Annotated in this window: 25 protein-coding genes; 10 read left to right on the forward strand and 15 right to left on the reverse strand. The window is 47.3% G+C overall.

Features of this window, described 5'->3' with window-relative positions; translation table 11 throughout:
* Positions 1 to 102 precede the first annotated feature (102 nt).
* The 4 genes from ACH3Y6_RS00270 to ACH3Y6_RS00285 all read right to left on the reverse strand — a co-directional run bounded on the left by ACH3Y6_RS00270 (position 103) and on the right by ACH3Y6_RS00285 (position 3,572).
* On the reverse strand, positions 103 to 504 hold the full coding sequence (locus tag ACH3Y6_RS00270) for an NADH-quinone oxidoreductase subunit A (protein WP_490833555.1): 402 nt from the start codon (positions 502 to 504) through the stop codon (positions 103 to 105).
* Between the two features lie 99 nt (positions 505 to 603).
* Positions 604 to 2,433, reverse strand: coding sequence for a tetratricopeptide repeat protein (locus ACH3Y6_RS00275; RefSeq protein ID WP_490833556.1), 1,830 nt, complete (start codon positions 2,431 to 2,433; stop codon positions 604 to 606).
* Between the two features lie 24 nt (positions 2,434 to 2,457).
* Positions 2,458 to 3,384: a PstS family phosphate ABC transporter substrate-binding protein gene (locus tag ACH3Y6_RS00280; RefSeq protein WP_490833557.1), complete on the reverse strand. Its 927-nt coding sequence runs from the start codon at positions 3,382 to 3,384 to the stop codon at positions 2,458 to 2,460.
* Entirely contained in the window at positions 3,381 to 3,572 is a 192-nt protein-coding gene (locus tag ACH3Y6_RS00285; protein ID WP_490833558.1) for a hypothetical protein, read from the reverse strand. Before ACH3Y6_RS00285 ends, ACH3Y6_RS00280 begins: the two co-directional genes overlap by 4 nt.
* A 275-nt stretch (positions 3,573 to 3,847) precedes the next feature.
* Between ACH3Y6_RS00285 and ACH3Y6_RS00290 the strand changes: the two genes are divergently transcribed.
* The 3 genes from ACH3Y6_RS00290 to ACH3Y6_RS00300 all read left to right on the forward strand — a co-directional run bounded on the left by ACH3Y6_RS00290 (position 3,848) and on the right by ACH3Y6_RS00300 (position 6,304).
* Positions 3,848 to 4,324: a low molecular weight protein-tyrosine-phosphatase gene (locus ACH3Y6_RS00290; RefSeq protein ID WP_490833559.1), complete on the forward strand. Its 477-nt coding sequence runs from the start codon at positions 3,848 to 3,850 to the stop codon at positions 4,322 to 4,324.
* Positions 4,325 to 4,389: 65 nt separating this feature from the next.
* Positions 4,390 to 5,760 (forward strand): histidine--tRNA ligase, encoded by a 1,371-nt coding sequence (gene hisS, locus ACH3Y6_RS00295; protein WP_490833560.1) that lies wholly within the window; start codon positions 4,390 to 4,392, stop codon positions 5,758 to 5,760.
* A 64-nt stretch (positions 5,761 to 5,824) separates the two neighbouring features.
* Positions 5,825 to 6,304 carry a hypothetical protein gene (locus ACH3Y6_RS00300; protein ID WP_490833561.1) on the forward strand — a complete coding sequence of 160 codons (480 nt, stop codon included), beginning with the start codon at positions 5,825 to 5,827 and terminating at the stop codon, positions 6,302 to 6,304.
* Between the two features lie 55 nt (positions 6,305 to 6,359).
* Here ACH3Y6_RS00300 and ACH3Y6_RS00305 read toward each other — a convergent pair whose 3' ends face one another.
* Both ACH3Y6_RS00305 and ACH3Y6_RS00310 read right to left on the reverse strand, forming a co-directional pair.
* Positions 6,360 to 6,779, reverse strand: a complete 420-nt coding sequence (locus ACH3Y6_RS00305; protein ID WP_490833562.1) for a DUF3471 domain-containing protein — start codon at positions 6,777 to 6,779, stop codon at positions 6,360 to 6,362.
* Positions 6,780 to 6,863: 84 nt separating this feature from the next.
* A complete protein-coding gene (locus ACH3Y6_RS00310) occupies positions 6,864 to 8,057 on the reverse strand; it encodes a thiolase family protein (RefSeq protein ID WP_490833563.1) in 1,194 nt (397 codons plus the stop codon).
* A 107-nt stretch (positions 8,058 to 8,164) separates the two neighbouring features.
* Between ACH3Y6_RS00310 and rlmN the strand changes: the two genes are divergently transcribed.
* The 3 genes from rlmN to ACH3Y6_RS00325 all read left to right on the forward strand — a co-directional run bounded on the left by rlmN (position 8,165) and on the right by ACH3Y6_RS00325 (position 11,298).
* Complete coding sequence (gene rlmN / locus ACH3Y6_RS00315) at positions 8,165 to 9,211, forward strand: dual-specificity RNA methyltransferase RlmN (protein WP_490833564.1); 1,047 nt, start codon at positions 8,165 to 8,167, stop codon at positions 9,209 to 9,211.
* A 169-nt stretch (positions 9,212 to 9,380) separates the two neighbouring features.
* Positions 9,381 to 10,523, forward strand: coding sequence for a pseudouridine synthase (locus ACH3Y6_RS00320; RefSeq protein ID WP_490833565.1), 1,143 nt, complete (start codon positions 9,381 to 9,383; stop codon positions 10,521 to 10,523).
* A 64-nt stretch (positions 10,524 to 10,587) separates the two neighbouring features.
* Entirely contained in the window at positions 10,588 to 11,298 is a 711-nt protein-coding gene (locus tag ACH3Y6_RS00325; protein WP_490833566.1) for an RluA family pseudouridine synthase, read from the forward strand.
* Positions 11,299 to 11,360: 62 nt separating this feature from the next.
* On the opposite strand, the gene ACH3Y6_RS00330 is transcribed toward ACH3Y6_RS00325, so the two are convergent.
* The 3 genes from ACH3Y6_RS00330 to dinB all read right to left on the reverse strand — a co-directional run bounded on the left by ACH3Y6_RS00330 (position 11,361) and on the right by dinB (position 14,660).
* Positions 11,361 to 12,638: a metal-dependent hydrolase family protein gene (locus ACH3Y6_RS00330; RefSeq protein ID WP_490833567.1), complete on the reverse strand. Its 1,278-nt coding sequence runs from the start codon at positions 12,636 to 12,638 to the stop codon at positions 11,361 to 11,363.
* 111 nt (positions 12,639 to 12,749) lie between these two features.
* Positions 12,750 to 13,385, reverse strand: coding sequence for a peroxiredoxin (locus ACH3Y6_RS00335; protein WP_490833568.1), 636 nt, complete (start codon positions 13,383 to 13,385; stop codon positions 12,750 to 12,752).
* A 102-nt stretch (positions 13,386 to 13,487) separates the two neighbouring features.
* Positions 13,488 to 14,660 (reverse strand): DNA polymerase IV, encoded by a 1,173-nt coding sequence (gene dinB / locus ACH3Y6_RS00340; RefSeq protein WP_490833569.1) that lies wholly within the window; start codon positions 14,658 to 14,660, stop codon positions 13,488 to 13,490.
* A gap of 110 nt (positions 14,661 to 14,770) precedes the next feature.
* Between dinB and ACH3Y6_RS00345 the strand changes: the two genes are divergently transcribed.
* From ACH3Y6_RS00345 to ACH3Y6_RS00355, 3 genes are all read left to right on the forward strand, one after another.
* A complete protein-coding gene (locus ACH3Y6_RS00345) occupies positions 14,771 to 16,216 on the forward strand; it encodes a S41 family peptidase (protein ID WP_490833570.1) in 1,446 nt (481 codons plus the stop codon).
* Positions 16,217 to 16,247: 31 nt separating this feature from the next.
* A complete protein-coding gene (locus ACH3Y6_RS00350) occupies positions 16,248 to 16,838 on the forward strand; it encodes a Crp/Fnr family transcriptional regulator (RefSeq protein ID WP_490833571.1) in 591 nt (196 codons plus the stop codon).
* 114 nt (positions 16,839 to 16,952) lie between these two features.
* Entirely contained in the window at positions 16,953 to 17,579 is a 627-nt protein-coding gene (locus tag ACH3Y6_RS00355) for a DinB family protein (protein WP_490833572.1), read from the forward strand.
* A 74-nt stretch (positions 17,580 to 17,653) separates the two neighbouring features.
* Here the strand turns inward: ACH3Y6_RS00355 and ACH3Y6_RS00360 are convergent, their stop codons facing one another.
* The 5 genes from ACH3Y6_RS00360 to ACH3Y6_RS00380 form a co-directional block, all read right to left on the reverse strand.
* Complete coding sequence (locus tag ACH3Y6_RS00360; RefSeq protein ID WP_490833573.1) at positions 17,654 to 18,052, reverse strand: acyl-CoA thioesterase; 399 nt, start codon at positions 18,050 to 18,052, stop codon at positions 17,654 to 17,656.
* Positions 18,053 to 18,073: 21 nt separating this feature from the next.
* On the reverse strand, positions 18,074 to 18,592 hold the full coding sequence (rimM, locus tag ACH3Y6_RS00365) for a ribosome maturation factor RimM (RefSeq protein ID WP_490833574.1): 519 nt from the start codon (positions 18,590 to 18,592) through the stop codon (positions 18,074 to 18,076).
* A gap of 141 nt (positions 18,593 to 18,733) precedes the next feature.
* On the reverse strand, positions 18,734 to 19,300 hold the full coding sequence (gene rpsP, locus ACH3Y6_RS00370) for a 30S ribosomal protein S16 (RefSeq protein ID WP_490833575.1): 567 nt from the start codon (positions 19,298 to 19,300) through the stop codon (positions 18,734 to 18,736).
* A gap of 221 nt (positions 19,301 to 19,521) precedes the next feature.
* Positions 19,522 to 20,844 carry a signal recognition particle protein gene (gene ffh / locus ACH3Y6_RS00375; RefSeq protein WP_490833576.1) on the reverse strand — a complete coding sequence of 441 codons (1,323 nt, stop codon included), beginning with the start codon at positions 20,842 to 20,844 and terminating at the stop codon, positions 19,522 to 19,524.
* A 222-nt stretch (positions 20,845 to 21,066) separates the two neighbouring features.
* Complete coding sequence (locus ACH3Y6_RS00380; protein WP_490833577.1) at positions 21,067 to 21,939, reverse strand: sigma-70 family RNA polymerase sigma factor; 873 nt, start codon at positions 21,937 to 21,939, stop codon at positions 21,067 to 21,069.
* Between the two features lie 296 nt (positions 21,940 to 22,235).
* Between ACH3Y6_RS00380 and ACH3Y6_RS00385 the strand changes: the two genes are divergently transcribed.
* The gene (locus tag ACH3Y6_RS00385; RefSeq protein ID WP_490833578.1) at positions 22,236 to 22,622 is read left to right on the forward strand and encodes an START-like domain-containing protein; all 387 of its coding nucleotides are present in this window, start codon (positions 22,236 to 22,238) and stop codon (positions 22,620 to 22,622) included.
* On the opposite strand, the gene ACH3Y6_RS00390 is transcribed toward ACH3Y6_RS00385, so the two are convergent.
* Entirely contained in the window at positions 22,619 to 23,233 is a 615-nt protein-coding gene (locus tag ACH3Y6_RS00390) for a hypothetical protein (RefSeq protein WP_490833579.1), read from the reverse strand. The genes ACH3Y6_RS00385 and ACH3Y6_RS00390 overlap by 4 nt on opposite strands.
* Between the last annotated feature and the right edge of the window lie 9 nt (positions 23,234 to 23,242).

Here is a 23,242-nt window from a genome sequence, read left to right on the forward strand (position 1 = left end):
AGTAATTAATAATGGGTAATTGAGCAGATCCCGTTATAATAACCCCTAGGCGTTGCGTTGGTTCAGGCCTCAAGATTAATGGGCTGTTAATTACCTTCCCTACTAGTCTTCCCAGGTCAAAGCCCCTTTTTTGATGATATAGATGAAGCCTACCATGAAAAAAGCGACGAACATCAGTACGGCACTGAATCCACCCCAACCCAGTTCCCGGAAATTAACCGCGTAAGGATAGAAAAAGATCACTTCCACATCAAACAACACGAACAGGATCGCCACCAGGAAGTATTTGATGGCCATCGGCTGGCGGGCATTTCCATGGGTTTCGATACCGCTGGCAAAGTTCTCCAGTTTATCGCTGGTCTGGCGTTTGGGTCCCACCCAGGCAGAAACCCCGAGCATAAGGGCCACAAAACCAGCCGCAAAGATCAATTGAACCCCTATCGGAAAATAATTCGCTGCAGACTGGGATGCACTGGCATCAGATAACAAGGAAAGCCAACTCATGTGAAATCATTAAAGTGCTGCAAAAATACACTTGTGGGGGATATAAATAAAAGAAAAAACTCCCCGGTTAAGGAGAGTTTTTTCTTCAGGTATCTTGTATTATCCTTTGCCAGAAGTGCTGTTTCCACCGGTATTGCCACCCTTCTTGGCGGGAACCGGAGGTTTGCTGTAGTAATCAATCCTTTTCTGGATCTCGGCCCTCGCTCCCTGTGCGAATTTATTGTTATCATCATTTGGATCGGGGTAAGCCACAATCATACTATCAGTAACTTCCACTGCTTTCTGGCAAACGGCCAGGTATTCGTCCACCACAGCTGTTTTACGGCCATCGGTAGTGATCTTGAAGTCAGGGTTGTTCTTTAACATTGTGATTTTCTTGATGTAGTAATTCAGGATATAGTACTGGTTCAGGAAGATATCTTTCTTATACTTTTCCTTATCCAGCACAGTATATACAGAATCCAGGTACATCAGGTGTGTGGCAGCCAAACCACTGGTAGTATCCGGATCGGAAGCCAGTGCCGCCCTTTTGAAGAAAACGAATGGCTGTGGTTTATCAGGGAAATCGATCATGTATTTTTTTGCCAGCTCAATGGTAAGTGGGTAATTCTTGGCAGTAAAAGCGGTACTGGTTAATTTGTAGTAATCGAACTCACTCAAAGTACCGCCTTTCAAAGCTGCCTGCTTCTGTAACCATTCAATCTGCTTATCATACATCTTGGCTTTCCCAAACAGTTCTGCTGCCTGGCCCATATATTCCAGTTTGTTCACTTTGGAAGTATCGTTGTTCAAAGCCTTCTCCAGGTAACCTACGGCCTGCATTTCACTGCCGGGGAATTTAGAGAATACTTTTACCGCCAGCTCATAATCGCTGGGAGCTATTTTATTAACAGGCGCATTGCTGAAATAACGGGTCAATGCGTTTTTGGCTTGTACAGAATCACCGGTTCTGTCGTAGTTGAATGCATACAGTACATCCAGTTTAGGTAACGCTTTGATACCAACGGCTGCTTCCAGCTCTTTTACTTTGGCCAGAGACTCGGCATTCTTACCTGAACGGAACAGGTAATCGGCCATCACCAGTTCCAGCATCGGGTCCTTATCGGCTGTGGCTATGTATTTATCCAGGTATTCTTTCGCGCGGTTCACATCGCGGGTAGCATAATAATCGTAATAATTGAAGTATACAGGCGGATATGCGGGATCGGCTTCTATAGCGCTGGCAAAGTTCTGCTCGAACAGTTCTTTGTTGTTCTGGCTCTGGTAGATCTTACCGATACGATAGAAGGCACGGGCATTCTTAGGGTCCCTGGTCAGGGCTTCCTGGTAGGCTTTTACCGCATCACCGCCATTTTCACCACCCATTTTCAGGTAGTTGATACCCATATTGATCAGGATATCCGGATCAGTCAGGTCAAGAGCTGCCGCCTGTTTCAGTTTTTCGATCGCATAATTATGATCTCCCTGGTCGCTGCCCACTTCTGCATTGGCACGACCAATGGCGTTCAGGATGGCAGGATTGGGTTTGCCTTTGTTCTTACCTTTTGTTTCAATGGTAGAAGTAATCGCCTGCTCAAATTTCTGCTTTACAGAGTTGATGTCTTCTTTTTCGAGGATACCCACATGACCCATTCCCACCAGTAACCAGGCATCACTGCCCACTTCCTGTAACCCTTTCTGGTACAGCGCTTTAACTTCTGCAATCTGTTCTTTTGAAGGTTCACTTGCACCGTCTGTTGCCAGCATGGCCTGACCCAGCCAGTAAATAGCCTGGGGATCTTTCGGATTGGCATCATAAGCTTTCTGAAATGCTTCTTTTGCACTCTTGTTCTTTTCGTAGTTCAGAAATTTGATCCCAGCCGGTATCTGGGCCATCAAACACTGTGCAGCAAGCATCGCTGTCAACATTAAAGAAACGGTCTTCTTCATTTTGGTTTTTTTATTATTATAGTGTCAATCTGCTGACTCTTTTATTTTCCCTAACCGGTTATTGAATCCCATCTTAGCCGGTACCAGGAATGATCTTCTGAATATCAGCTGTCCGCGCTCCAGGCTCATAAAATTCATGAACCCTGTGCCCAGTCCCGCCGAATTCTCTTTCAATATATAATACAAGGGGCGTGCCAGCGGGTATTGACCATATGCCAGTGATGCCTGCGAAGGCTTGGCAAACAGGTCTTTTTCCTCACATTTAACACATTCTACCAGCGCCGTTCGTATCTTTTTCAATTGCGCCACCTGTTTGGGATCATAACTGTCTCCTACCCAGCTCAACCCTACAAAACCGATCACATTGGGGTTATTCGATACGACTTCAATCACTTCATCACTGTTCTGAGCCGCCACCACATTTTTCCCCAACGGTTCGCCCCGCAATACGCTGTCCTGCAGGTACCGGATTGTACTGGTTGCATTCTTCCCATCCATCACAGCGGTAATATTATTTCTTCCGCTGAGAATATCTTTCAGCTGTGCGATCGTGAACACACTGTCCTTTGCGGCCCTGTTCACAATAGCGGTCACGGCATCATAAGCCAGGATCCCATATTGTGGTTTGAAAGACAGGCTGTTCTCAAAAATCTCCGCTTCTTTATCCGTTAAGCCCTTGGCTACTATGATCATCCGGGTGCTGTCCGACTGCAGGTCCCTGAAACAGGCTGCTTCCGATTTATAGCTAACCTCGATCCGGGTATTCGGAAAAGAGGAATGATGCACTTTCAGCTGCTCTTCAATCACCGGCTTGAAACTCTCATCCACACTGATCCTGATGAACCCCGAAGTGGGTGTGTCGCGGGTATCCTCTTTTTTCCCCGATCTGTTACAAGAAACAAAGAACAATAACATGCCCCCCAAAAAACCGTATAACACACTCTTTTTCATCTTATTTCATCATGCTTGAACCCTCTGTATAATCGAAAACTTCCATATAAAAGACAAAGAATACCAAAAAAATACCTGAAAAATTCGTTATCCTCGTCCATCAACTGTTCGATGTTCAGTTTGTCTGCGAACAACATAACGACCGCCATTCCCAGCAGTAACACTGCGATGGTGAAATCGTATGACATGCGCATCAAATTATAGCTTTTCTTCTGTTTAGCTCTGAAATCGTTTTCCATTTAACATTCAATTAAAACAGGGATGGGCAATTTAGGCAATAATTTTATTTGTCTGCAACAATTGTGGCCGACAATTTGAAACAATTCGCCGGTTAACTCTTTTATAGGATGCATACGCAGCAACAATTCCATAATATGAAGCCTGCGCCGGCTAACGGCCATTAGCATGCACAGCGAGGTCCTGTGCAGACGATAATTGCAGCCACAACACTATCTTTGCGCACATGAGAATTTTGATGGTTTGCCTGGGGAATATCTGCAGGAGTCCATTGGCAGAAGGCATACTGGCACAAAAAGTTAGTGAGGCCAGACTTGACTGGGAGATAGACAGCGCGGGCACCAACGGATATCATATCGGGGAGCAGCCGCATATTTTATCACAGCGGGTGGCCCGGCTTCACGGGATCGACATCAGCGGACAGCGATGCAGGAAATTGGTGAAAGAGGATATACATCGTTTCGACAGGATCTTTGTGATGGACCGGGACAATTATGCAGCCGTAAAAAGGATCTTCGGCGAAAGCTGGCATGCAGAAAAAAATGACAGGAAAGTGACATTTCTCCTCGACCTGCTGTACCCCGGAGAACAACGGGAAGTGCCCGATCCCTGGTATGGAACCGAAAAAGATTATCATGCAGTATACGATATGCTGGAAAAAGCCTGCGACAGACTGATAGCAGCATACCGGCAGGAACCATAAACCCGAACACGGAAGGATGGCAACCGCCTCCCGACAGGAACTAACTACTTAATGAACGCCCACCCATGAGCAAACCCGGCTTACCACAAGGAACCAGAGATTTCAGCGCAGCTGTTGTACACAAACGCAATTATATTTTTCAGACCATCCGTTCTGTATTCGAGCGTTATGGCTTTCAGCCGCTCGAAACGCCTGCCATGGAGAACCTGGACACCCTGATGGGCAAATATGGGGAAGAGGGCGATAAACTCATCTTCAAGATCCTGAACAATGGCCTCGATAATCCTGAGAAACACGAGCAGGCCAAAGCTGATTTTGAAAAAGTACTCTCGGGGAAGAACACCAAGGGCATCACTGAAAGGGCCTTACGTTACGACCTCACCATTCCCTTTGCCAGATATGTGGCCATGAATTACGGGCAGCTCACCCTTCCGTTCAAACGTTACCAGGTGCAGCCCGTATGGCGCGCCGACAGGCCCCAGAAAGGCCGCTACCGCGAGTTCTACCAGTGCGACGCCGATGTGGTTGGCAGCAGATCGCTGTTGAATGAAGTGGAACTTGCCGGCATCTATGCCACCGTATTCGAAAAATTGGGCATCGAGGTGGAGATCAAGATCAACAGCCGGAAAATATTGGCCGCCCTGGCAGAGTTATGCGGCGGCGCCGATAAGATGGTGGATATCACCGTTGCCATTGACAAACTGGATAAGATAGGATTGGAAAAAGTGAAAGCAGAACTTACTGCCAGAGGATTGTCTGATGCACAGGTCACCACCATTGAGCAGTACCTTTCTATATCCGGTAACAACAAAGAAAAAATAGCTGCACTCAAACAACTGATCGGAAACAACGAAACAGGTTTGAAAGGTATTGAAGAGATCGAATACGTACTCAACTACCCGCTCACCACTCACCAGTCACCACTGACTACCGACTTCACCCTTGCCCGTGGACTGAACTACTACACAGGCATCATCTTTGAAGTGAAGGCAAAACAGGTGCAGATGGGAAGTATCGGCGGCGGCGGGCGTTATGATGACCTGACCGGTCTATTCGGGGTGCCCAATGTACCGGGTGTTGGGATCAGTTTTGGCGTAGACAGGATCTATGATGTGATGGAAGAACTGAACTGTTTTCCGGAAGAAGTACAGGCCGGCACAAGGGTCCTGTTCTTTAACCTGGGCGAAGCAGAAAGCAAACAGGCATTTGGGCTGATGCAACAATTGCGGAACCATGGTATTGCCTGCGAACTGTTTCACGAGAACACCAAATTCGACAAACAATTCAAATACGCAGAAAAGAAAAGCATTCCCTATGTGGTGATCCTTGGCAGTGAAGAACTGACCAATGGTACCTGCCTGGTGAAAGACCTGCGCAAGGGTGAACAGCAAAGCCTGGCACAGGACAAACTGGTTGGCTTCAGTTTCACAGCCTGAGTCCTTTGGGGCGTCAGGATTCTTTTTGGCATAGTTTTTTCATAACAGATACCAAACCGGTATCATGAAAAACCCATGGATCTTCCTGGTTGTATTGGTATTGGCTGGCTGCAGCAGAAAAACGCAGCCGGCAGCATCATCTGCAGCCTCCAAAAAAAGTCCCGTGATCGCCCCCTGGAAAACTGTTCCGGAAACCAGGACAGAAGTACTGCCTCCTGCCACCAATCCAATAGAAGTCCCTGATCCTTATCCGGACCCGATGATCGTGATCGATGCCAATGGCAACGTGGTAACTTCCCGCAGCCAGTTACCACCTACCATTGCAGAAAAAACCAATTACCGGAGTATCACCCGATCTTTTACACCTGCCCAGCGAAAAAACCTGATCTATCGATTCCAGATGGTACCTCCGAGGGTATTGTATGTTCCCGAAAAACTGTCACAAAAATCCGCCCGGGGCGTGTACGTGATCTTTAAAAAGAAGTTCTGGTACTGGCAAAAAGAGGACGGACTGTTTTACCTGGATGAGACCTATTACCAATAAAAAAGCCGGGATAAGAAATCCCAGCCTTTTGTATTTACCGCAAGCAATCGGTCTCTTAACGGGCCAGTGCAGTGAACAACTGCTGACCCTGGTATTTTTTCAGGTTCGCCAATGCGATCGTTTTAGTCTCACCCTTGGTACCCTCCAACTGGTAACCCATCGCATTGATGCTGACACCAATGATCTTTTTATTGGCATCCCTGTTGAATTTAGCCGTACCCTGGAACTGAACGATGGTATACAGGTCTTCACCCTGTTTTTCCAATGATGAATTCCCCTGTGAAGAAGCCATCACCAGTGCACCGTCTTCAATAGACACGGTTACATCCGGCACAACACTTCCTTCAGGAAAAACATACTTGCCTACATACTGTTGTAAAGCAGCGGTATCCTTCGCAGGAGCCGGATTCTGCTGCGCCTGGGCCATAGTTACCAGACCCATAGAAAGAACGAAAAACAGCAACAATCTCTTCATAGTATCTTTTTAGTGGTTCCAATTTAGTGCTATTTGTGATATCTCAAAATTTTCGCAACCTTAAATTTTCCTTAGTCATCCTGTTTACAGGCCCTCAAATACCACGGCAGCGCCCTGTCCCACCCCCACACACATCGTAGCCAATCCATACCTGGATTTCCTGCGGAACAGCTCATGTAGCAAAGTGGCAGAGATACGAACACCGCTGCATCCCAACGGATGACCAATGGCAATGGAGCCACCGTTCACATTCACTCTGTCCGGATTCAGCTCCAGCTCTTTGATGCAGGCCAGGCTCTGCGAAGCGAAGGCCTCATTCAGTTCCACCAGGTCAAGGTCTGCAACGGAAAGTCCCCCCCGCTGCAATGCTTTCTGCGATGCAGGAACCGGTCCCATACCCATGATGGCAGGGTCCACACCCGCCACGCCCATACTGACCACACGTGCCATAGGCTGCAGGTTAAATAATTTTACGGCTTCTTCACTGGCCAGTAACATAGCGGCAGCACCGTCATTGATGCCCGAAGAATTACCTGCCGTAACACTGCCATCTTTGGCAAATGCAGGCTTTAAACCGGCCAATTTCTCGAGCGAGGTCTGCCGCGGATGTTCATCTTCATTGAACCAGGTGATCAGGCGATCGTTGATCATTTCAATAGCCGTAATCTCCGCATCCCATTTACCGGCTTCCTTTGCAGCAAAATATTTCTGTTGGGAAGCCAGGGCAAAACGGTCCTGTTCCTCACGGCCGATATTCCATTCGCGTGCTACGTTCTCGGCAGTTTCGCCCATACTGTACGGGTAGTACATTTCAGCCAGTTTCTTATTGGTAAAACGCCAGCCGATGGTGGTATCGTAAGTTTCCACTTTCCGGTTCCAGGCACCGTCGCTTTTAGCCGTTACAAAAGGGGCACGCGTCATACTTTCCACGCCACAGGCGATATACAGCATACCCTCTCCGCACATGATGGCACGGGCGGCATCCATTACGGCCTGCAAACCACTGGCACACAAACGGTTAACCGTATTACCGGCCACAGATACCGGCAAACCCGCCAGTAATGCCGCCATACGGGCCACATCGCGGTTATCTTCACCGGCCTGGTTGGCCGCACCAGCGATCACATCTTCAATACGGGATACATCAATGCCCTCATTGCGTTGTAGCAATGACACAAGGGTATGCGCCAGCAGGTCGTCTGGACGGATAGAACTCAGTTTGCCACCATACCTGCCAATCGGTGTTCTCACCGCATCAATCACATAACATGTTTTCATAGTTCGTAGGAATTCCGGTTGCGTATAATCGTTAAAATACCTGCGCAAGATAGAGTTTGTGGCACAAAAATTCCCTCCTTCAGGGGCTTTGGCGGTATCTTTGCCGGATGAACGCTGAATTACCCAATATACGCCACCAGAGTATTGCCGACCTGGAGACTTATTTTACCTCCATCGGCGATAAGAAGTTCCGTGTAAAACAGGTATGGGAATGGATCTGGCAGAAACATGCGCACCGTTTCGACGATATGACGAACCTGAGCAAGGACCTGCGTGCCAAACTGGCCACCGACTTCAGCCTGCCCGCCCTGCGGGTGGATGCTACCCAGTTCAGCGATGACGGCACCATCAAAAGCCGTTTTAAAACCTTTGACAACCACCTGATAGAAGGGGTACTGATCCCTACCGATGAACGTAAGACCGCCTGCGTATCCTCCCAGATCGGTTGCAGCCTTAGCTGTAAATTCTGTGCAACCGGCTACCTCGACCGCAAAAGAAACCTCACGTACGATGAGATCTACGACCAGGTGGTACTCATCAACCAGCAAAGTGAAGCCACTTACGAAAAGAAACTGTCCAATATCGTTTTCATGGGTATGGGCGAGCCATTGATGAATTACAGCAACATACTCAAAGCCATTGAAAGGATCACTGCCGAAGACGGACTGTTCATGAGTCCCAAACGCATCACCGTATCTACTGCAGGAGTTGCCAAACAGATCAAAAAACTGGGCGATGACCAGGTCCGTTTTAAACTGGCACTCTCGCTGCATGCGGCCAATGATGCCAAGCGTAACGAGATCATGCCCATCAATGAAAGCAATAACATCAAAGTACTGATAGAGGCACTCAACTATTTCTATAAACAGACCGGTAACGAGATCACACTGGAATACATCCTCTTCAAGAACCTGAATGATTCTGCAAAAGATGCGGAAGAGCTGACGCGCATTTACCGGCAGGTGCCCGCCGACCTGGTGAACATCATCGAATACAATCCCATCGATGCTTTCAAATTCACCAAACCGGATGAGGAAGGCATACAGCAGTTCATGGGTATCCTGGAATCCAACAAAGTAAACGCACGCTTACGCCGCAGCCGGGGTAAGGATATTGACGCAGCCTGCGGACAGCTGGCAAACAAAGGCAGGTAGAATATTGAATATTGAACAAGGAATGATGAATGTTGATCGGAGGTGAACTTCGTCATTCATCATTCCTTGTTCGATATTCATGATTCCTTGGCTTTTGCGTATAATTAGCATTAATTCTTAATATGCTACCTTTGCCTTTCCTGTTGAAAAACAGCATAAATCACACTTGATGAAAAAAAGAACCGACAACTTCGACAAGTTTGCCAATAAAACAAGAGGCAGCGCCATTAAAGAAGCTTTCCGCCAGGAAAAGAAAAAGATCAAACAGGAAGCCCGCGCCGCAGGTGAAGAGATGCGGAAAAAGAAGATCGACAAAATGCGTGGCATTGTGAGGGACGAAGAACCCAGATCACAAAAAACCGGAGCCCGGAAACAGGAAAAACCTGCTAAGAAGTGGGAAACACGTAACGATGCGCGACCTGCGCATAGTAAGACAGATCGAAAGCCTGCTCCCGGAAAAGAGAGAAGCGGCGGAAAATCTTACGCTGAAAGATCCCAGAAGACAAATGAAGGAAGACCGGAGAACCAGAAGGTTGCTTCTGAGTTAATGCCGCTGAATAAGTTCATCGCCCATTCCGGTGTTTGCGGAAGGCGCGAAGCAGCCGAGCTGGTAAAAGAAGGCAAAGTGACCGTGAACGGCGATAAGGTCTTTGAACCAGGTTATAAAGTAAGCGGTAAGGACAAAGTGGTTGTAAAAGGCAAAGCCGTTTTCCTGCAGCGCAATTCCGTATACATCCTGCTTAACAAACCCAAAGATTTCATTACCACGGCCAACGATCCGCAAGGCAGGAAAACCGTGATGGACCTGGTGAAACAGGCAACACCAGAGAGAGTTTACCCCGTAGGCCGTTTAGACCGGAATACCACCGGCGTTTTGTTATTGACGAACGATGGGGAACTGGCGCAGAAACTTACCCACCCTTCTTTCGAGATCAAAAAGATCTATGAAGTAACCCTCGACAAACCCGTTACCAAAAAAGACCTGGAGTCCATCCTCGAGGGTGTGACCCTGGAAGATGGTTTTGTGAAAGCAGATGCAGCAGGGTATGCCGATCCTAAGGACAAACATGTAATCGGTATCGAGATCCACAGCGGGCGTAACCGTATTGTGCGCCGCATATTTGAGCACCTGGGCTATGATGTGAAAGGACTCGACAGGGTAATGTTTGCCAACCTCACCAAGAAAAATGTGGAGCGCGGCAAATGGCGTTTCCTGCAGGAGAAGGAAGTAAGGTTGCTAAAATTCATGAACCAGTCGTTCCTGAGAAAAAACAAAGACACCAAACAACGGCATTCAGGAGAAGAGGAATAAACACTAGTGCACAGAATGCTGCTTTGTTACCACTTTGTCAGAACCGACACACAACTTTACGATCATGCATCCCGATATCATTTTTGAGAACGACCGGTTCATAGCGGTCAACAAACCTTCCGGTCTGCTCAGTATACCCGACAGGCTTGGACAGGAACCTTCGTTAAAAGACATCCTGAAAGAGAAGTTCGGGAATATCTATACGGTCCATCGTCTTGACCGTGATACCAGCGGTATCATCGTATTTGCCAAGACCGAGGAAGCGCACAAAGAATTATCCCAGTTGTTTGAAGGCAGGGATATGGAAAAATATTATGTGGGATTGGTGTATGGACAAATGGTGAACCCCTCCGGCAGTATTGACGCACCCATCATGGAACACCCCGGCAAGACATCCAAAATGATGACACATGCCAAAGGGAAGGCGTCCCTTACTGATTATGAAGTACTGGAATCTTTCCGCCTCTACTCCTGGGTGCAGTTCCGGATCCATACCGGACGTACGCACCAGATCAGGGTACACATGCAGCATATCGGTCATTCCATTGTATGCGATGAGATCTATGGTGATGCAAAACCCATCCTTCTGTCATCGCTCAAGAAGAATTTCAAACTATCCAAAACGGCTGAAGAAGAAAAACCTATCCTCGCACGCCTGGCCCTGCATTCACATCGTCTGAGTTTCAGCCTTAACGGAGAAAAATTCGAACTCGAAGCCCCCCTGCCCAAAGACCTGAAAGCCGTGCTGCAGCAGCTGCGTAAATGGAAAGGTTAATCAATGATAGAATGATAGCATGATAGAATGAGTGAATGATCCACATTCTATCATTCTATCATTCACTCATTCTTATACACCGTCCCGTTCTTCATAACGAATTTCACACGACCCATGGCTTTCACATCTTTCACCGGGTCGCCGTCAACGGCAATAATATCAGCAAGTTTGTCTTTTTCAATCAGGCCCAGCCTGTCATCTCCCAGCAGATCGGAAGCAGACAAGGTAGCCGAACGGATGGCTTCGAGAATGGGCATACCCGCTTCTGTCATGTACACAAATTCCATCCAGTTCTTACCATGTGCATACACACCGGCATCCGTTCCAAAAGCGATCTTCACGCCTGCTTTATACGCTTTGGCGAATGTGGCCTGTATATAGTTGCCCACTACGCTTGCTTTGGCCCGAACGATCTCGGGATAGTAGCCGGGTTTCTTAGCGGAATCTGCCGATGATTTTCCGGCAATAATGGTAGGCACCAGGTACGTACCGCGTTCTTTCATCAGTTCCATCACTTCATCGCTCATATAGGTTCCGTGTTCAATGGAATTGACGCCACCTAACACGGCACGTTTCATGCCTTCTGCACCATGCGCATGGGCTGCTACCTTGAAGCCATAATCTTTAGCAGTGGCAACAATGGCTTTCACCTCTTCCACAGTGAACTGAGCGCCACTGCCGTCCTTGGCCATACTCAGCACACCGCCGGTGGCCGTGATCTTGATCACATCTGAACCTTCCTTATAACGCTGGCGCACTGCTTTGGCGCAATCATCCACACCATTCACCACCCCTTCTTTCGGGCCAGGATCGCCCATCAGGTCCTTGCGGTAATTATTGGTAGGATCTGCATGTCCGCCAGTGGTGGCAATGGATTTCCCTGCAGTGTATACGCGGGGACCTTTGATCCATTCCTTGTTGATCGCATTACGCAGCGATATATTGGCACCACTTCCGCCCAGATCGCGCACGGTAGTGAAACCGGCCATCAGGGTCCTTTCTGCGAATACAACGGACTGGAACGCATAGTCAGGCCCGTTCCAGGTAAAGCCATTGAGGTAATTGGCAGGATTGGTTTCACTTTCCATGTGCACATGCATATCAATCAAACCGGGCATAACAGTTGCATTTTTCAGATCAACCAGCTTATCACCTGCAGTCGCGGTCATGTACCCTTTCTGCACTTCGGCGATCCGGTTGCCCAGAATGACTACAGACATTTCTTTCTGTACCTGCAGGTTCCTGACATCGATCAGTTGTCCGCAATGCAGAATGGTTCGTTGGGCCATTAAAAGGTTCATCAACAGAACCGATGCCAGCAACAGGGATAATTTTCTCATGAGGAGTTATTTTACAGAAAGATAAAGATATCTGCCTGAAAGCCCATAAAAAAGCCCCGATAGACATCGGGGCCGGAACAAGTACGAAAAAATAAATAAACGATTGCCTGCTTATTTATTAGGCTGCGGCGTATACCGCAGGTAAGGTTTCACCACTTTTACTCCTTTCGGGAATTTCTTCACCGCATCGTCGGTGCTCACATTCAGACCAACGATCACATCCTCACCTTCTTTCCAGTCGGCAGGTGTGGCCACACTGTAGCCAGAGGTTAACTGCAGTGAATCGATCACACGTAAAACCTCTACAAAATTCCTTCCGGTAGAAGCGGGGTAAGTGATCATGAGTTTGATCTTTTTATCGGGACCAATGATGAACAGGGAACGCACCGTAAACGTTTCGGATGCATTGGGATGGATCATATCGTAAGCATGTGCGATCGTTTTGTCTTCGTCAGCAATAATGGGAAAACCCACAGACACATGCTGGGTCTCATTGATATCACTGATCCAGTTTTTGTGGCTCTCTACTGAGTCAACACTCAACGCGAGTACTTTCACGTTACGCTTTTCAAACTCAGCCTGTAACGATGCAGTTCTGCCCAGCTCAGTGGTACACACCGGTGTATAATCTGCAGGGTGAGAAAAGAGGATCCCCCATCCATTACCCAGGTATTCATGAAAATCAATCTCTCCGATAGTCGTTTTTGCTTTGAAGTTGGGAGCAATATCCCCTAAACGTAAACTCATGTGTTTTTGATTTTGTGAGGTAAAAATAATAATTTCCTATTAAAAAGATAGACTAATTTTTAGAACAGAAAATAACACCTGTTAGCATATGCCGGTTACGTCTTATTTATCGGTTCGTTTTCCGGAACCCAGGGTTCTGGCTTTTTTGAGGGATGTTTTGCCAAATGTATTCTTCACATCATCGATGGCCTTATAGAGTTTGTTCTTCTTTTCCGCATCATCGAACAAACTGGCCTGTACGGCGTGATTGGTGAGTTCGCTCAAACGAACGCCCAGCAACCGGACGGGTTGTCCCTTACGGTATAGTTTATGAAAAAGGTCGATGGCAACCGGGATCAGCTCATCATCACGCAAAGTATAGTCGATAGTTGTCTGACGGGAAGTGGTCTCAAAATCAGGATACCGGATTTTTACGGCGATACAACCTGTGAGTTTTTCATCCTGCCGCAGTTCAAAAGCCACTTTTTCGGTCATGCGAACCAACTCACTCAGTAAACGTTCCCCATCCGCAATATTTTCCTCGAACGTGTTTTCCGTTGAGATAGACTTGGCCTCATGGTACGCATGTACTTCGCCAAAATGCAGGCCCTGTGATTTTTGCCATAGATCGGCACCGTATTTCCCCAGCTTTTTCTCCAGCACTGCCTCCGGCGTATTGGCGATGTCGCGGATGGTATGGATTCCCATCGACTTCAACGTAAGAAAAGTATGTTCACCCACGCCTGGAAATTTATTGACAGGCAAGGGTGCCAGGAATTGTTTCTCCATACCTGGCTGCACAAACAGGTAACCATTGGGTTTGGCCTCATCGGTAGCGATCTTGGCAATCATTTTGTTGGTGGCCAGACCAAATGAGATCGGTAACTGTGTTTTCTCAATGATCTCCGCACGCAGGTCGATTGTCCATTGATAGGGATCGAAGAATTTATCCATCCCCGTAAGGTCCAGGTAGAACTCATCAATGGATGCTTTTTCGAACAAGGGTGCTTTGGCGGCAATGATATCGGTGACCCAGCGTGAATAACGGCTATATTCCCCCCGCGTACCACGAACCACAATGGCATGCGGGCATAACTTCATGGCCCGGTTCATAGGCATGGCACTGTGTACACCGAATTTCCGGGCTTCATAACTGCAGCTGGTCACCACACCCCGCTCACGTGAGCCCCCTACGATCACGGCTTTCCCTTTCAGGGAAGGGTCGTTCAATACCTCCACACTCACAAAAAATGAGTCCAGGTCAAAATGGGCAATATAACGTTGGGGACCGTTCATCCTGCGGGAAAGTTAACAAAGATCGCCGTTTTCGCCTTCTGTAAATCTCCCTTTTATGTGAAAGGAATATGCCGGGAAAGCCTCTATTTTAGTGACTTCAAGCATTACTTATGAAAACATTTTTCCTGGCTTTGATGGTCCTGTCGCTCGGCTCCCTCCGGGCGCAGCGAGGCATCGTATACGAAAAGGAACCGTTACCTGGGGCCGCTTTTCGAAAAATAGCCAAAGAACAACTGGCAGAAGATATCCGTTTCTGGCACAAAGTGATGGAAGAATCGCATGTGAACCTATATCATTCGATCAGCAGGGAAACACTCGGAAAAATGGAAACAGATCTGCTGAACCGTTACCCGGACAGCATTTCACAAACGGATGCCATACTGGTTTTCGGTAAACTTTCGGCTGCACTGAATGAAGGGCATATTGGTATGCTATACAATGCCGTTACTGACAGTCTGTATACCTACTCACTGCGTTTCCCTTTTTTGCTGCAAAAAGCGGAAGATGATCAATGGATCGTAGACCGGGACCTCAGCACTGAACAAAAGCTGGGCATAAACGCAGCGATACTAGAAGTGAATGGCAAATCTGTTTCGGAGCTCAACCAACAGTTCAGGGAATATTATGGCGGACTGGAAACCTGGCGTAAACAGCAGATCACCACGTATGTCCGTAAATTGTTATTCCTGCACGGCATAGAAAGCCCATACCGGATCAAAGCCCGCAAAGAAGACGGTACCCTTATCGATTATACGGTACAGGGATATTCCAGGCAACAGGCAGACAGCCTGAATAAAGTACTGGCGGCAAGCATCAGTAACCCCGGTGATCCGTATACCTTCACGATGCTGCCCGGCAATATTGCCTATATCAATTACCGGCATATGGTATCGCCATCCACATTGCCTTTCTCCACATTCCTGCATAACAGTTTTACAAAGATCAGAGAAGCCAATGCCATCGGTCTCATCATTGACCTTCGTGAGAATGGCGGCGGCAATTCTGTCTTTGGTGATTCACTGATCGGCTATTTCTCTACCACACCCTATATGCTTTCCGGCGGAATGAAATGGAAAAGCAGTATACACTACAAAGAATACCAACGGCTGCTGCAACAAAATGGGGTGAACATGGATACGCGTTTCTATAACTCCATTAAAGATGGCGATACCTATTCTTACGTGAACAAACAAAAGCGCAAGCCGCTTAATTCAGCATTGACATTTACAGGCAGAACCGCTGTGCTGATCGGTCCGAATACTTTTTCAAGCGCCAATATGTTGGCAGATGGTATCAAATCATACCGGCTGGCAACCCTGTTCGGGGAACCCACCAGTGAACCGGGTAACGATTTCGGGGAGATGTACCAGTTCATGCTTCCGCATTCACATATCATTGCCAGGGCTTCTACCAAGATGTTCACCAGGGCCGATGGTGATGAAAAGAATTTTGATCCGATACTGCCGGATATACTGATAAAACCAAGTTCCATGGACCTAAAAGAAAAAAAAGACACGGTTCTGGAAAGCGCTGTAAATTGGCTGAAGAAGCATTAGCCGAATCATACCATCCGAAATCCATCAATCTGTGAATAACAACATCGCCATAGAACAGCTGAAACGGTTCATAGACCCGATCCATCCTTTAACGGAAGAGGAATGGACCGCATTTGCATCGATCTGGCAACCTTTCTCTGCCAAGCGTAAGGAACTGCTGACAGCAGCCGGTGAAACGGAGAAATACCTCTATTTTGTTACAGAAGGGGTACAGCGCGCTTTTTACCTGGCCGAGGATGATAAGGAAGCCACCATTGTTTTCACCTATCCCTTTTCTTTTTCGGGTGTGGCAGATTCGTTCTTACTGCAGCAGCCCTCCAAATACCACCTGGAAACCCTTACCAAAAGCGAATTCATCCGTACCACTTACCAGCAGGTGCAGGACCTGCTTGACCGCTACCACAATTTTGAGCGGCTGATCCGGAAAGCCACCAGTTATACAATGGCAGGTGTATTGGAACGTCAAATAGAACTGCAGTGTTTTTCGGCGGAGCAAAAATTCAGAACACTGTTAAAAAGAAGTCCGCATGTGCTTACCCTTATCCCGCATAAATACCTGGCTTCCTACCTGGGTATCGATGCCACTACCTTCAGCAAACTGCTGGGAACGGTTCGGGTATAGGAAAATAGGAGTGAGTAATAGAAACTATTTACAGCAGTACAATAAAATCTTAGTCTACACCAAGAATTATTCCCCGGGCCGATGCCAGTTTTGTGGTATCAAAAACAAAACAATATGCCAGTTTACCTATCACAAACCCTGACCGATTCGCTGATCGACCAGACAGATGCTTTTCTGAACAAAGCCGTAAGCGAGTGGCAGATGTTGCCCCATCACCAGTTCGCATATAAGAGCTCGTCAGAAAAATGGAGCGCCAACCAGTGTCTGATGCACCTGAACAGTTATGGCCGTTATTACCTGCCCAAAATGGAAAAAGCCATTGAGGATGCCATACAGCAGCAACAGAAACCTGCTATCCGTTTTACTGCCGGCTGGCTGGGCAATTATTTCACACAGATGATGCTTCCGAAAGAGACCGGGTTTCCCGCTAAAAAAATGTCGGCACCCAAAGATCATACTCCCACAAGCAATGAGGACAGCTATGCAGCGATTGCCGAGTTCATTGAGCAGCAGGAACAACTGTTGCGTTTATTACGGAAAGCCAAGCAGGTGGATCTTAACAAAGTGAGGATACCGATCTCCATCGCCACATTCATCAAACTGAAGCTGGGAGACATCTTTCTTTTCCTGATCGCCCATAACTACCGGCATATCCTGCAGGCTGAGCGTGCCTTGCAAAATGCAGGTATTCCATTAAAAAAACTGGATGGTTTTGCAGTAAGGGGTGAAATGATGAAATGATTGATGGCTAAGCGGATCGTGAATTTGATGAATAAGTGAAGAAGGGGTTAACGATCCGTAATCCGTCCATCAAATCATAAAAACCGTCGGAGCATCGGTTCTTCTATACGCCTGGGACGACCAGTGATTTTATCAAGAAGTACCCATACACTTTTGGCTGTGATAATCCTTTTTTGATCGGCAGGACGAATGATCTCATAATGCCTGTCCCAGGTAACGGTACCATGTTCACCTGTCCAGGTACGGATCAACAGTTCATCACCCAGTACGGCCGGGTGCAGGTAATCGATCTCATGGCGGCGTACCACCCAGACCAGTTCTTTTTCCTGATCGCTTAAAGCTATACTATGCCAATGTTTATCAGCCACATCCTGCATGAACTGTACGTAGACCACATTGTTGACGTGCTCAAGTTCATCGATATGCTCCTGCATCACTTTGATGCGATACTCAAATACGGGGGCTGGTTCCATGGAATGTTATGATAAAAAAGACTATCGGTAAATATCCAGTAATCCATCGGGTAAAATCACATGCACCTGCTTTTGCTTGTGGTCGATCCTGTCGAGTGATTCTGCATGCAGGGGTATCAGGGCTTCTTTGCCATCGAGACTGATGCGCAACAATACCTGGTGGGGTTGTTCTATCACTTCCTCTATCGGTCCCAGGTTCTCGTCCTCATCCGTGATCACTTCGAATCCCAGTAAGGAGATCGGTGCTGTTTTGCCGGCCAGTTTCCGGAAGTCCACATCCAGCAACCATACATTTTTTGAGACCAGTCTCGCCGCTGTCTCACGCGTATGCACACCCTCCAGTTTCACATAGGTCTCTTCGGTATCCTTTGCCTTCGATGACTCAACAAAATAGGGCAGATAAGACCCCTTATGTTCCTCAATGAATATGGCTTCGATATCTTTCAGCACTGTTTTTTTACCCAATGCATGTTTCAGGATCACTTCCCCCTGCAAGCCAAAAGCTGCTACGATGCGTCCTATGTTGATATAATCTTTCATCGATATGCAATTTAATTGAATCTCAATAAACCGTGCTTTTACGACTTTGCGAGCAAGTTTTCCCATCAAGTCCCGGTTTTACACACAAAAGCCCGAAACTTTCGAATCGGGCTTTTACTGGAATATCGTAAGTCGTACTTACTAAGCTTCAGCTGGTGCTTCAGCAGCGCCTTCAGAAGGAGCTTCTTCCTGCTTAACTTCCACTTTTTTTACAACGGGAACATAAGCTTTCTTAGCTCTCTGAGTGTTCTTGTGCTCGCTAGAACGACGTGTAACGTTAGCTTCATGCGCTTCGTGCCATGCCTGGAATTTGGTCATAGCCGCAGCCTGGTCGAACAATCCCAGGCTCACACCTCTCAACAGATGCTTCAGGTACAATACTCCCTTGAAAGAGAGAATTCGGCGTACAGTATCGGTGGGTTGAGCTCCTTTGTTCAGCCACTCCAGGGCCTTCTGACGGTCCAACTGGATAGTTGCTGGTACTGTAAGCGGGTTGTAAGTTCCAACCTTCTGGATGAACTTACCATCTCTTGGTGCACGGGCATCGGCCACTACGATAAAGTAGAACGGACGCTTTTTGCTACCGTGACGCTGTAGTCTGATTTTGACTGCCATGTTAAATAGAAATTTAAAGGCGTTAAAGAAATTGGTTAATCCGGCTAAGAATAACCGGACGGCAAATGTAAAGGGAAAAGAGAATTTTTCCAAGACCGTCTGTCAAGGAAATATTAAATTATTGTTATCCAGGCACTTGCATGGCATCTGGGCGTCCCTTGCGTCGCACACTTCAGCTGAAGGGCGCCATTTTGCAGAGAATTCAGGGGTATTTTTCACCGCGGAGCCGGGGAGAGCGGGGAGATGACGCAGAGGCTTATCCTTTCTCCTCCATTCAACATTCCTCTGTTCCTTGCTCGTCTGTTCAATATTCCCTACCGTTTCATCCCAGGGAACCTGCCGCCCATCGGAAGATTGTTCATCATCTTCATCATTTGCTTCATCTGGTCGAACTGTTTCATGAAGGCATTCACTTCGGCCATATCCTTGCCACTGCCTTTCGCGATCCGTTGCCTGCGTGAGGGGGTGAGGGAATCGGGATTGGCCCTTTCAAAAGGTGTCATGGAACTGATCATTGCTTCGATCCCTTTGAAAGCGTCATCCTTGATATCGATATCCTTCATGGCTTTGCCCACACCGGGTATCATGCCCATCAGGTCTTTCAGGTTACCCATTTTTTTGATCTGCTGCAACTGGTCCATGAAATCCTGAAAATCGAACTGGTTCTTCCGGATCTTCTTCTCCAGTTTTTTGGCTTCTGCCTCATCGTACTGGGCCTGCGCTTTCTCTACCAGGCTGGTAATATCTCCCATACCCAGGATACGCTGCGCCATACGGTCGGGATAGAACACATCCAGTGTATCCATCTTCTCACCGCTGCTCACAAACTTGATCGGTTTGTTAACGGTATACTTGATCGAGAGCGCTGCACCACCCCGGGTGTCACCATCCAGTTTGGTCAGTACCACACCGGTGAAATCGAGCCGGTCGTTGAAGGCTTTGGCGGTGTTCACCGCATCCTGACCCGTCATGGAATCCACTACGAACAGGATCTCTGCCGGATTCACGGCAGATTTGATATTGGCCACTTCCGTCATCATCGCCTCATCAATGGCCAGGCGGCCGGCGGTATCGATGATGATCACATTCTTATTCTTCGCTTTTGCTTCCTTGATCGCGTTCTGTGCAATGGCAACCGCGTCTTTGTTCTCCCTTTCACTGTACACATCCACACCAACCTGTTCTGCCAGCACGGTCAGCTGGTCTATCGCCGCCGGGCGGTAGATATCTGCTGCCACCAGCAATACCGATTTACCCTTTTTGGTCTTCAGGTAATTGGCCAGTTTACCGGTGAACGTGGTCTTACCACTACCCTGCAGCCCCGCAACCAGGATGATGGCCGGATTACCCGACACGTTGAACTGCGCCTCAGATCCACCCATCAGTTCGGTCAGTTCATCCTGAACGATCTTCACCATCAGTTGTCCGGGACTGATGGCATTGATCACTTTTTCACCGGTCGCTTTTTCCTTGACCTTATCAGTGAATTCCTTGGCTATCTTGAAATTCACGTCCGCATCGATCAGGGCACGGCGGATATCTTTTACTGTATTGGCAATATTGAGGTCATTGATCCTTGCTTCCCCTTTGAGGTTCTTAAAGGCCGATTCGAGCTTCTCACTGAGAGAGTTAAACATAATTCACGGGTTTCTGATGATCACAAATAAAAATGAATAATAACCGAAGCCATATTCAGTAAGGAGTGCAAATATAAAATGTAGCTACGAAATGCAGGATTTTCTATTTAAACACCCAGCCTGAGGGCCATGGCCGAATCCCTGTAAGTAACATGTACAAGAAACCCCAGCCTGAAAGCTGGGGTTCCGATATGAGTTAATAGATATGACTAATTGATAGCGTTAACCGAGGTAAAAACGCAGGTGTTTGGACCGGTTGGTACTTCTGAGCTTCGTTATGGCTTTGTCTTTGATCTGCCTTACCCTTTCCCTGGTGAGGTGAAACCTTTCCCCGATATCTTCCAGGCTCAGCGGATGGTCTACACCAATCCCAAAAAAATAACAGACCACATCTTTCTGCCGCTCGGTAAGTGTACGGAGGCTGCGTTCTATTTCCATGCGGAGCGACTCATGGTGCACCAGGTTCTCATCGGTCTTATCGGCATTGGGGTTCTCCATCAGGTCAAGCAGGGTGCCGTCCTCACCATCAGACAAAGGGGTATCCATGCTTATATGCCTGAAACCCACGCTCATGGTAGCGGTAACTTCCTCTATGCCAATCTCCAGCAGATCGGCCAGCTCTTCGGGTGTAGGCTCCCGTTCAAATTCCTGCTCCAGCTGCTGGTACGCTTTACTGATGCGGTTGGTAAGTCCTACTTTGTTCAGGGGTAAACGAACGATACGGCTCTGTTCAGCCAGGGATTGTAATATGCTCTGCCGTATCCACCATACGGCGTAAGAAATAAATTTGAAACCACGGGTCTCATCAAAACGCAGTGCGGCTTTGATCAGGCCCAGGTTACCCTCGTTGATGAGGTCTGGTAAGGTCAGTCCCTGGTTTTGATATTGTTTGGCTACGGACACCACAAAACGGAGATTGGCTTTCACCAACCTGTCGAGCGCCGCCTGGTTTCCCTCCCGGATACGCATGGCCAGCTGCACTTCTTCTTCAGGACTGATCAGGTCCACTTTACCGATTTCCTGTAAATATTTTTCCAGACTTTGCGACTCGCGGTTGGTGATAGACTTTGTTATCTTGAGCTGGCGCATACTCATAATAATCGGATTTTAGATAGTGGTTATATTGGTGATAGAAACCGAGCTTGCAGGGTCATTCAAACAAAACACTACGCCACATAGTCTGTTGTTAAGCAATTTAACAAATTCTGAAAACTTATCAAAAAATATATTTTCTACAAACAATTGATAGTCAATATATTAAATAATTCTTTTTTGACAACAGCTTTTTCGGATAAAGGAATTCATCTATGTTGTCAAAAAAACATTTGGAAGCGAAGGATTATTTAATATTATTGCAGGCCTACGATGGACTGTAGGTTAAAGAGATTGTAATGAGTAAGAAGCAACTATTTACGTTGGAATTCCCGGTCAGATGTTCCCCAACGATTTTATTTGAATTTTTAGCTACACCTGCCGGTTTGCAGGAGTGGTTTGCCGATAAAGTAGACGAATGGGAGAATGTGTACAGCTTTTCATGGAACGGTGGTACACCCGATAAAGCAGATGTGGTTGACAAGGAGGAGGACAAATTCATCCGTTTCCACTGGCAGCATAGCGATAAGAACGAATATTTCGAATTCCGCATCGAAAAAACAGAGATCTCCAACCAGACGATTCTGGTAATCAAGGATTTTGCCGAAAAGAACGAGATCAAAGACCAGAGCCAATTATGGGGCTACCAGATCAAAGACCTGTTTCACCGTTTAGGTAGTGCTTAATGGTCAACGCCAGACAGCATTTGCAGTATTTCCTGGTAAGTGTCTTCAAAAAAATCAGTCAATCCATCCCATTCCTGCAATGGGATTTTTTTTGCCAGTTTAAAAAAAGGAAGCGCTGTCCATGAGGCATCCATCTGTTCAGCAAGAGCCACATAGTTATCCATTTCAAAATGGTGCTCCCAGGCATCTGCACCTACGGCAATGTACCAGCCTGCCCGCATTTCGGGATGTAAGCGGAAATATTCCTGCAGTCCTGCAGCGTATTGAGCCTGATATTTCCCCGACAGCTGTAATGTGATGCTGCAAAAATTTCCCCACCAGAAAAAACTCCTGATCGCGAAACTTTCAGCCGCAATAAAATGCCGGGGCTGGTCCAGCATCACCCAGGGCAAACCCCTGTATTGCTCTCCCTTCGATATTTTGGGAGAATGAAAACCAGGTTCCGTGCCCGCCAGCATGGGGTACTGTTGCCATACTATCCTGTACTGCTCACTCAGGTTGCCAAAGAGCGTGTATACTTTAGCAATAATCTGGTTCTTTGTTAAAATCCAACCGGCATCGGTTACCAGTTCCCGTTCCTTTGGTGAAAGCATTACTTTTGCAGGGCTCATAAAACAATA

Source organism: Sediminibacterium sp. FW305-C-269 (assembly GCF_058231045.1).

Bases quoted from the DNA above. Each gene is read 5' to 3' on its own strand.
- ACH3Y6_RS00270 (WP_490833555.1), bottom strand. From the start codon at position 504: ATGAGTTGGCTTTCCTTGTTATCTGATGCCAGTGCATCCCAGTCTGCA.
- ACH3Y6_RS00275 (WP_490833556.1), bottom strand. From the start codon at position 2,433: ATGAAGAAGACCGTTTCTTTAATGTTGACAGCGATGCTTGCTGCACAG.
- ACH3Y6_RS00280 (WP_490833557.1), bottom strand. From the start codon at position 3,384: ATGAAAAAGAGTGTGTTATACGGTTTTTTGGGGGGCATGTTATTGTTC.
- ACH3Y6_RS00285 (WP_490833558.1), bottom strand. From the start codon at position 3,572: ATGTCATACGATTTCACCATCGCAGTGTTACTGCTGGGAATGGCGGTC.
- ACH3Y6_RS00290 (WP_490833559.1), top strand. From the start codon at position 3,848: ATGAGAATTTTGATGGTTTGCCTGGGGAATATCTGCAGGAGTCCATTG.
- hisS (WP_490833560.1), top strand. From the start codon at position 4,390: ATGAGCAAACCCGGCTTACCACAAGGAACCAGAGATTTCAGCGCAGCT.
- ACH3Y6_RS00300 (WP_490833561.1), top strand. From the start codon at position 5,825: ATGAAAAACCCATGGATCTTCCTGGTTGTATTGGTATTGGCTGGCTGC.
- ACH3Y6_RS00305 (WP_490833562.1), bottom strand. From the start codon at position 6,779: ATGAAGAGATTGTTGCTGTTTTTCGTTCTTTCTATGGGTCTGGTAACT.
- ACH3Y6_RS00310 (WP_490833563.1), bottom strand. From the start codon at position 8,057: ATGAAAACATGTTATGTGATTGATGCGGTGAGAACACCGATTGGCAGG.
- rlmN (WP_490833564.1), top strand. From the start codon at position 8,165: ATGAACGCTGAATTACCCAATATACGCCACCAGAGTATTGCCGACCTG.
- ACH3Y6_RS00320 (WP_490833565.1), top strand. From the start codon at position 9,381: ATGAAAAAAAGAACCGACAACTTCGACAAGTTTGCCAATAAAACAAGA.
- ACH3Y6_RS00325 (WP_490833566.1), top strand. From the start codon at position 10,588: ATGCATCCCGATATCATTTTTGAGAACGACCGGTTCATAGCGGTCAAC.
- ACH3Y6_RS00330 (WP_490833567.1), bottom strand. From the start codon at position 12,638: ATGAGAAAATTATCCCTGTTGCTGGCATCGGTTCTGTTGATGAACCTT.
- ACH3Y6_RS00335 (WP_490833568.1), bottom strand. From the start codon at position 13,385: ATGAGTTTACGTTTAGGGGATATTGCTCCCAACTTCAAAGCAAAAACG.
- dinB (WP_490833569.1), bottom strand. From the start codon at position 14,660: ATGAACGGTCCCCAACGTTATATTGCCCATTTTGACCTGGACTCATTT.
- ACH3Y6_RS00345 (WP_490833570.1), top strand. From the start codon at position 14,771: ATGAAAACATTTTTCCTGGCTTTGATGGTCCTGTCGCTCGGCTCCCTC.
- ACH3Y6_RS00355 (WP_490833572.1), top strand. From the start codon at position 16,953: ATGCCAGTTTACCTATCACAAACCCTGACCGATTCGCTGATCGACCAG.
- ACH3Y6_RS00360 (WP_490833573.1), bottom strand. From the start codon at position 18,052: ATGGAACCAGCCCCCGTATTTGAGTATCGCATCAAAGTGATGCAGGAG.
- rimM (WP_490833574.1), bottom strand. From the start codon at position 18,592: ATGAAAGATTATATCAACATAGGACGCATCGTAGCAGCTTTTGGCTTG.
- ffh (WP_490833576.1), bottom strand. From the start codon at position 20,844: ATGTTTAACTCTCTCAGTGAGAAGCTCGAATCGGCCTTTAAGAACCTC.
- ACH3Y6_RS00380 (WP_490833577.1), bottom strand. From the start codon at position 21,939: ATGAGTATGCGCCAGCTCAAGATAACAAAGTCTATCACCAACCGCGAG.
- ACH3Y6_RS00385 (WP_490833578.1), top strand. From the start codon at position 22,236: ATGAGTAAGAAGCAACTATTTACGTTGGAATTCCCGGTCAGATGTTCC.
- ACH3Y6_RS00390 (WP_490833579.1), bottom strand. From the start codon at position 23,233: ATGAGCCCTGCAAAAGTAATGCTTTCACCAAAGGAACGGGAACTGGTA.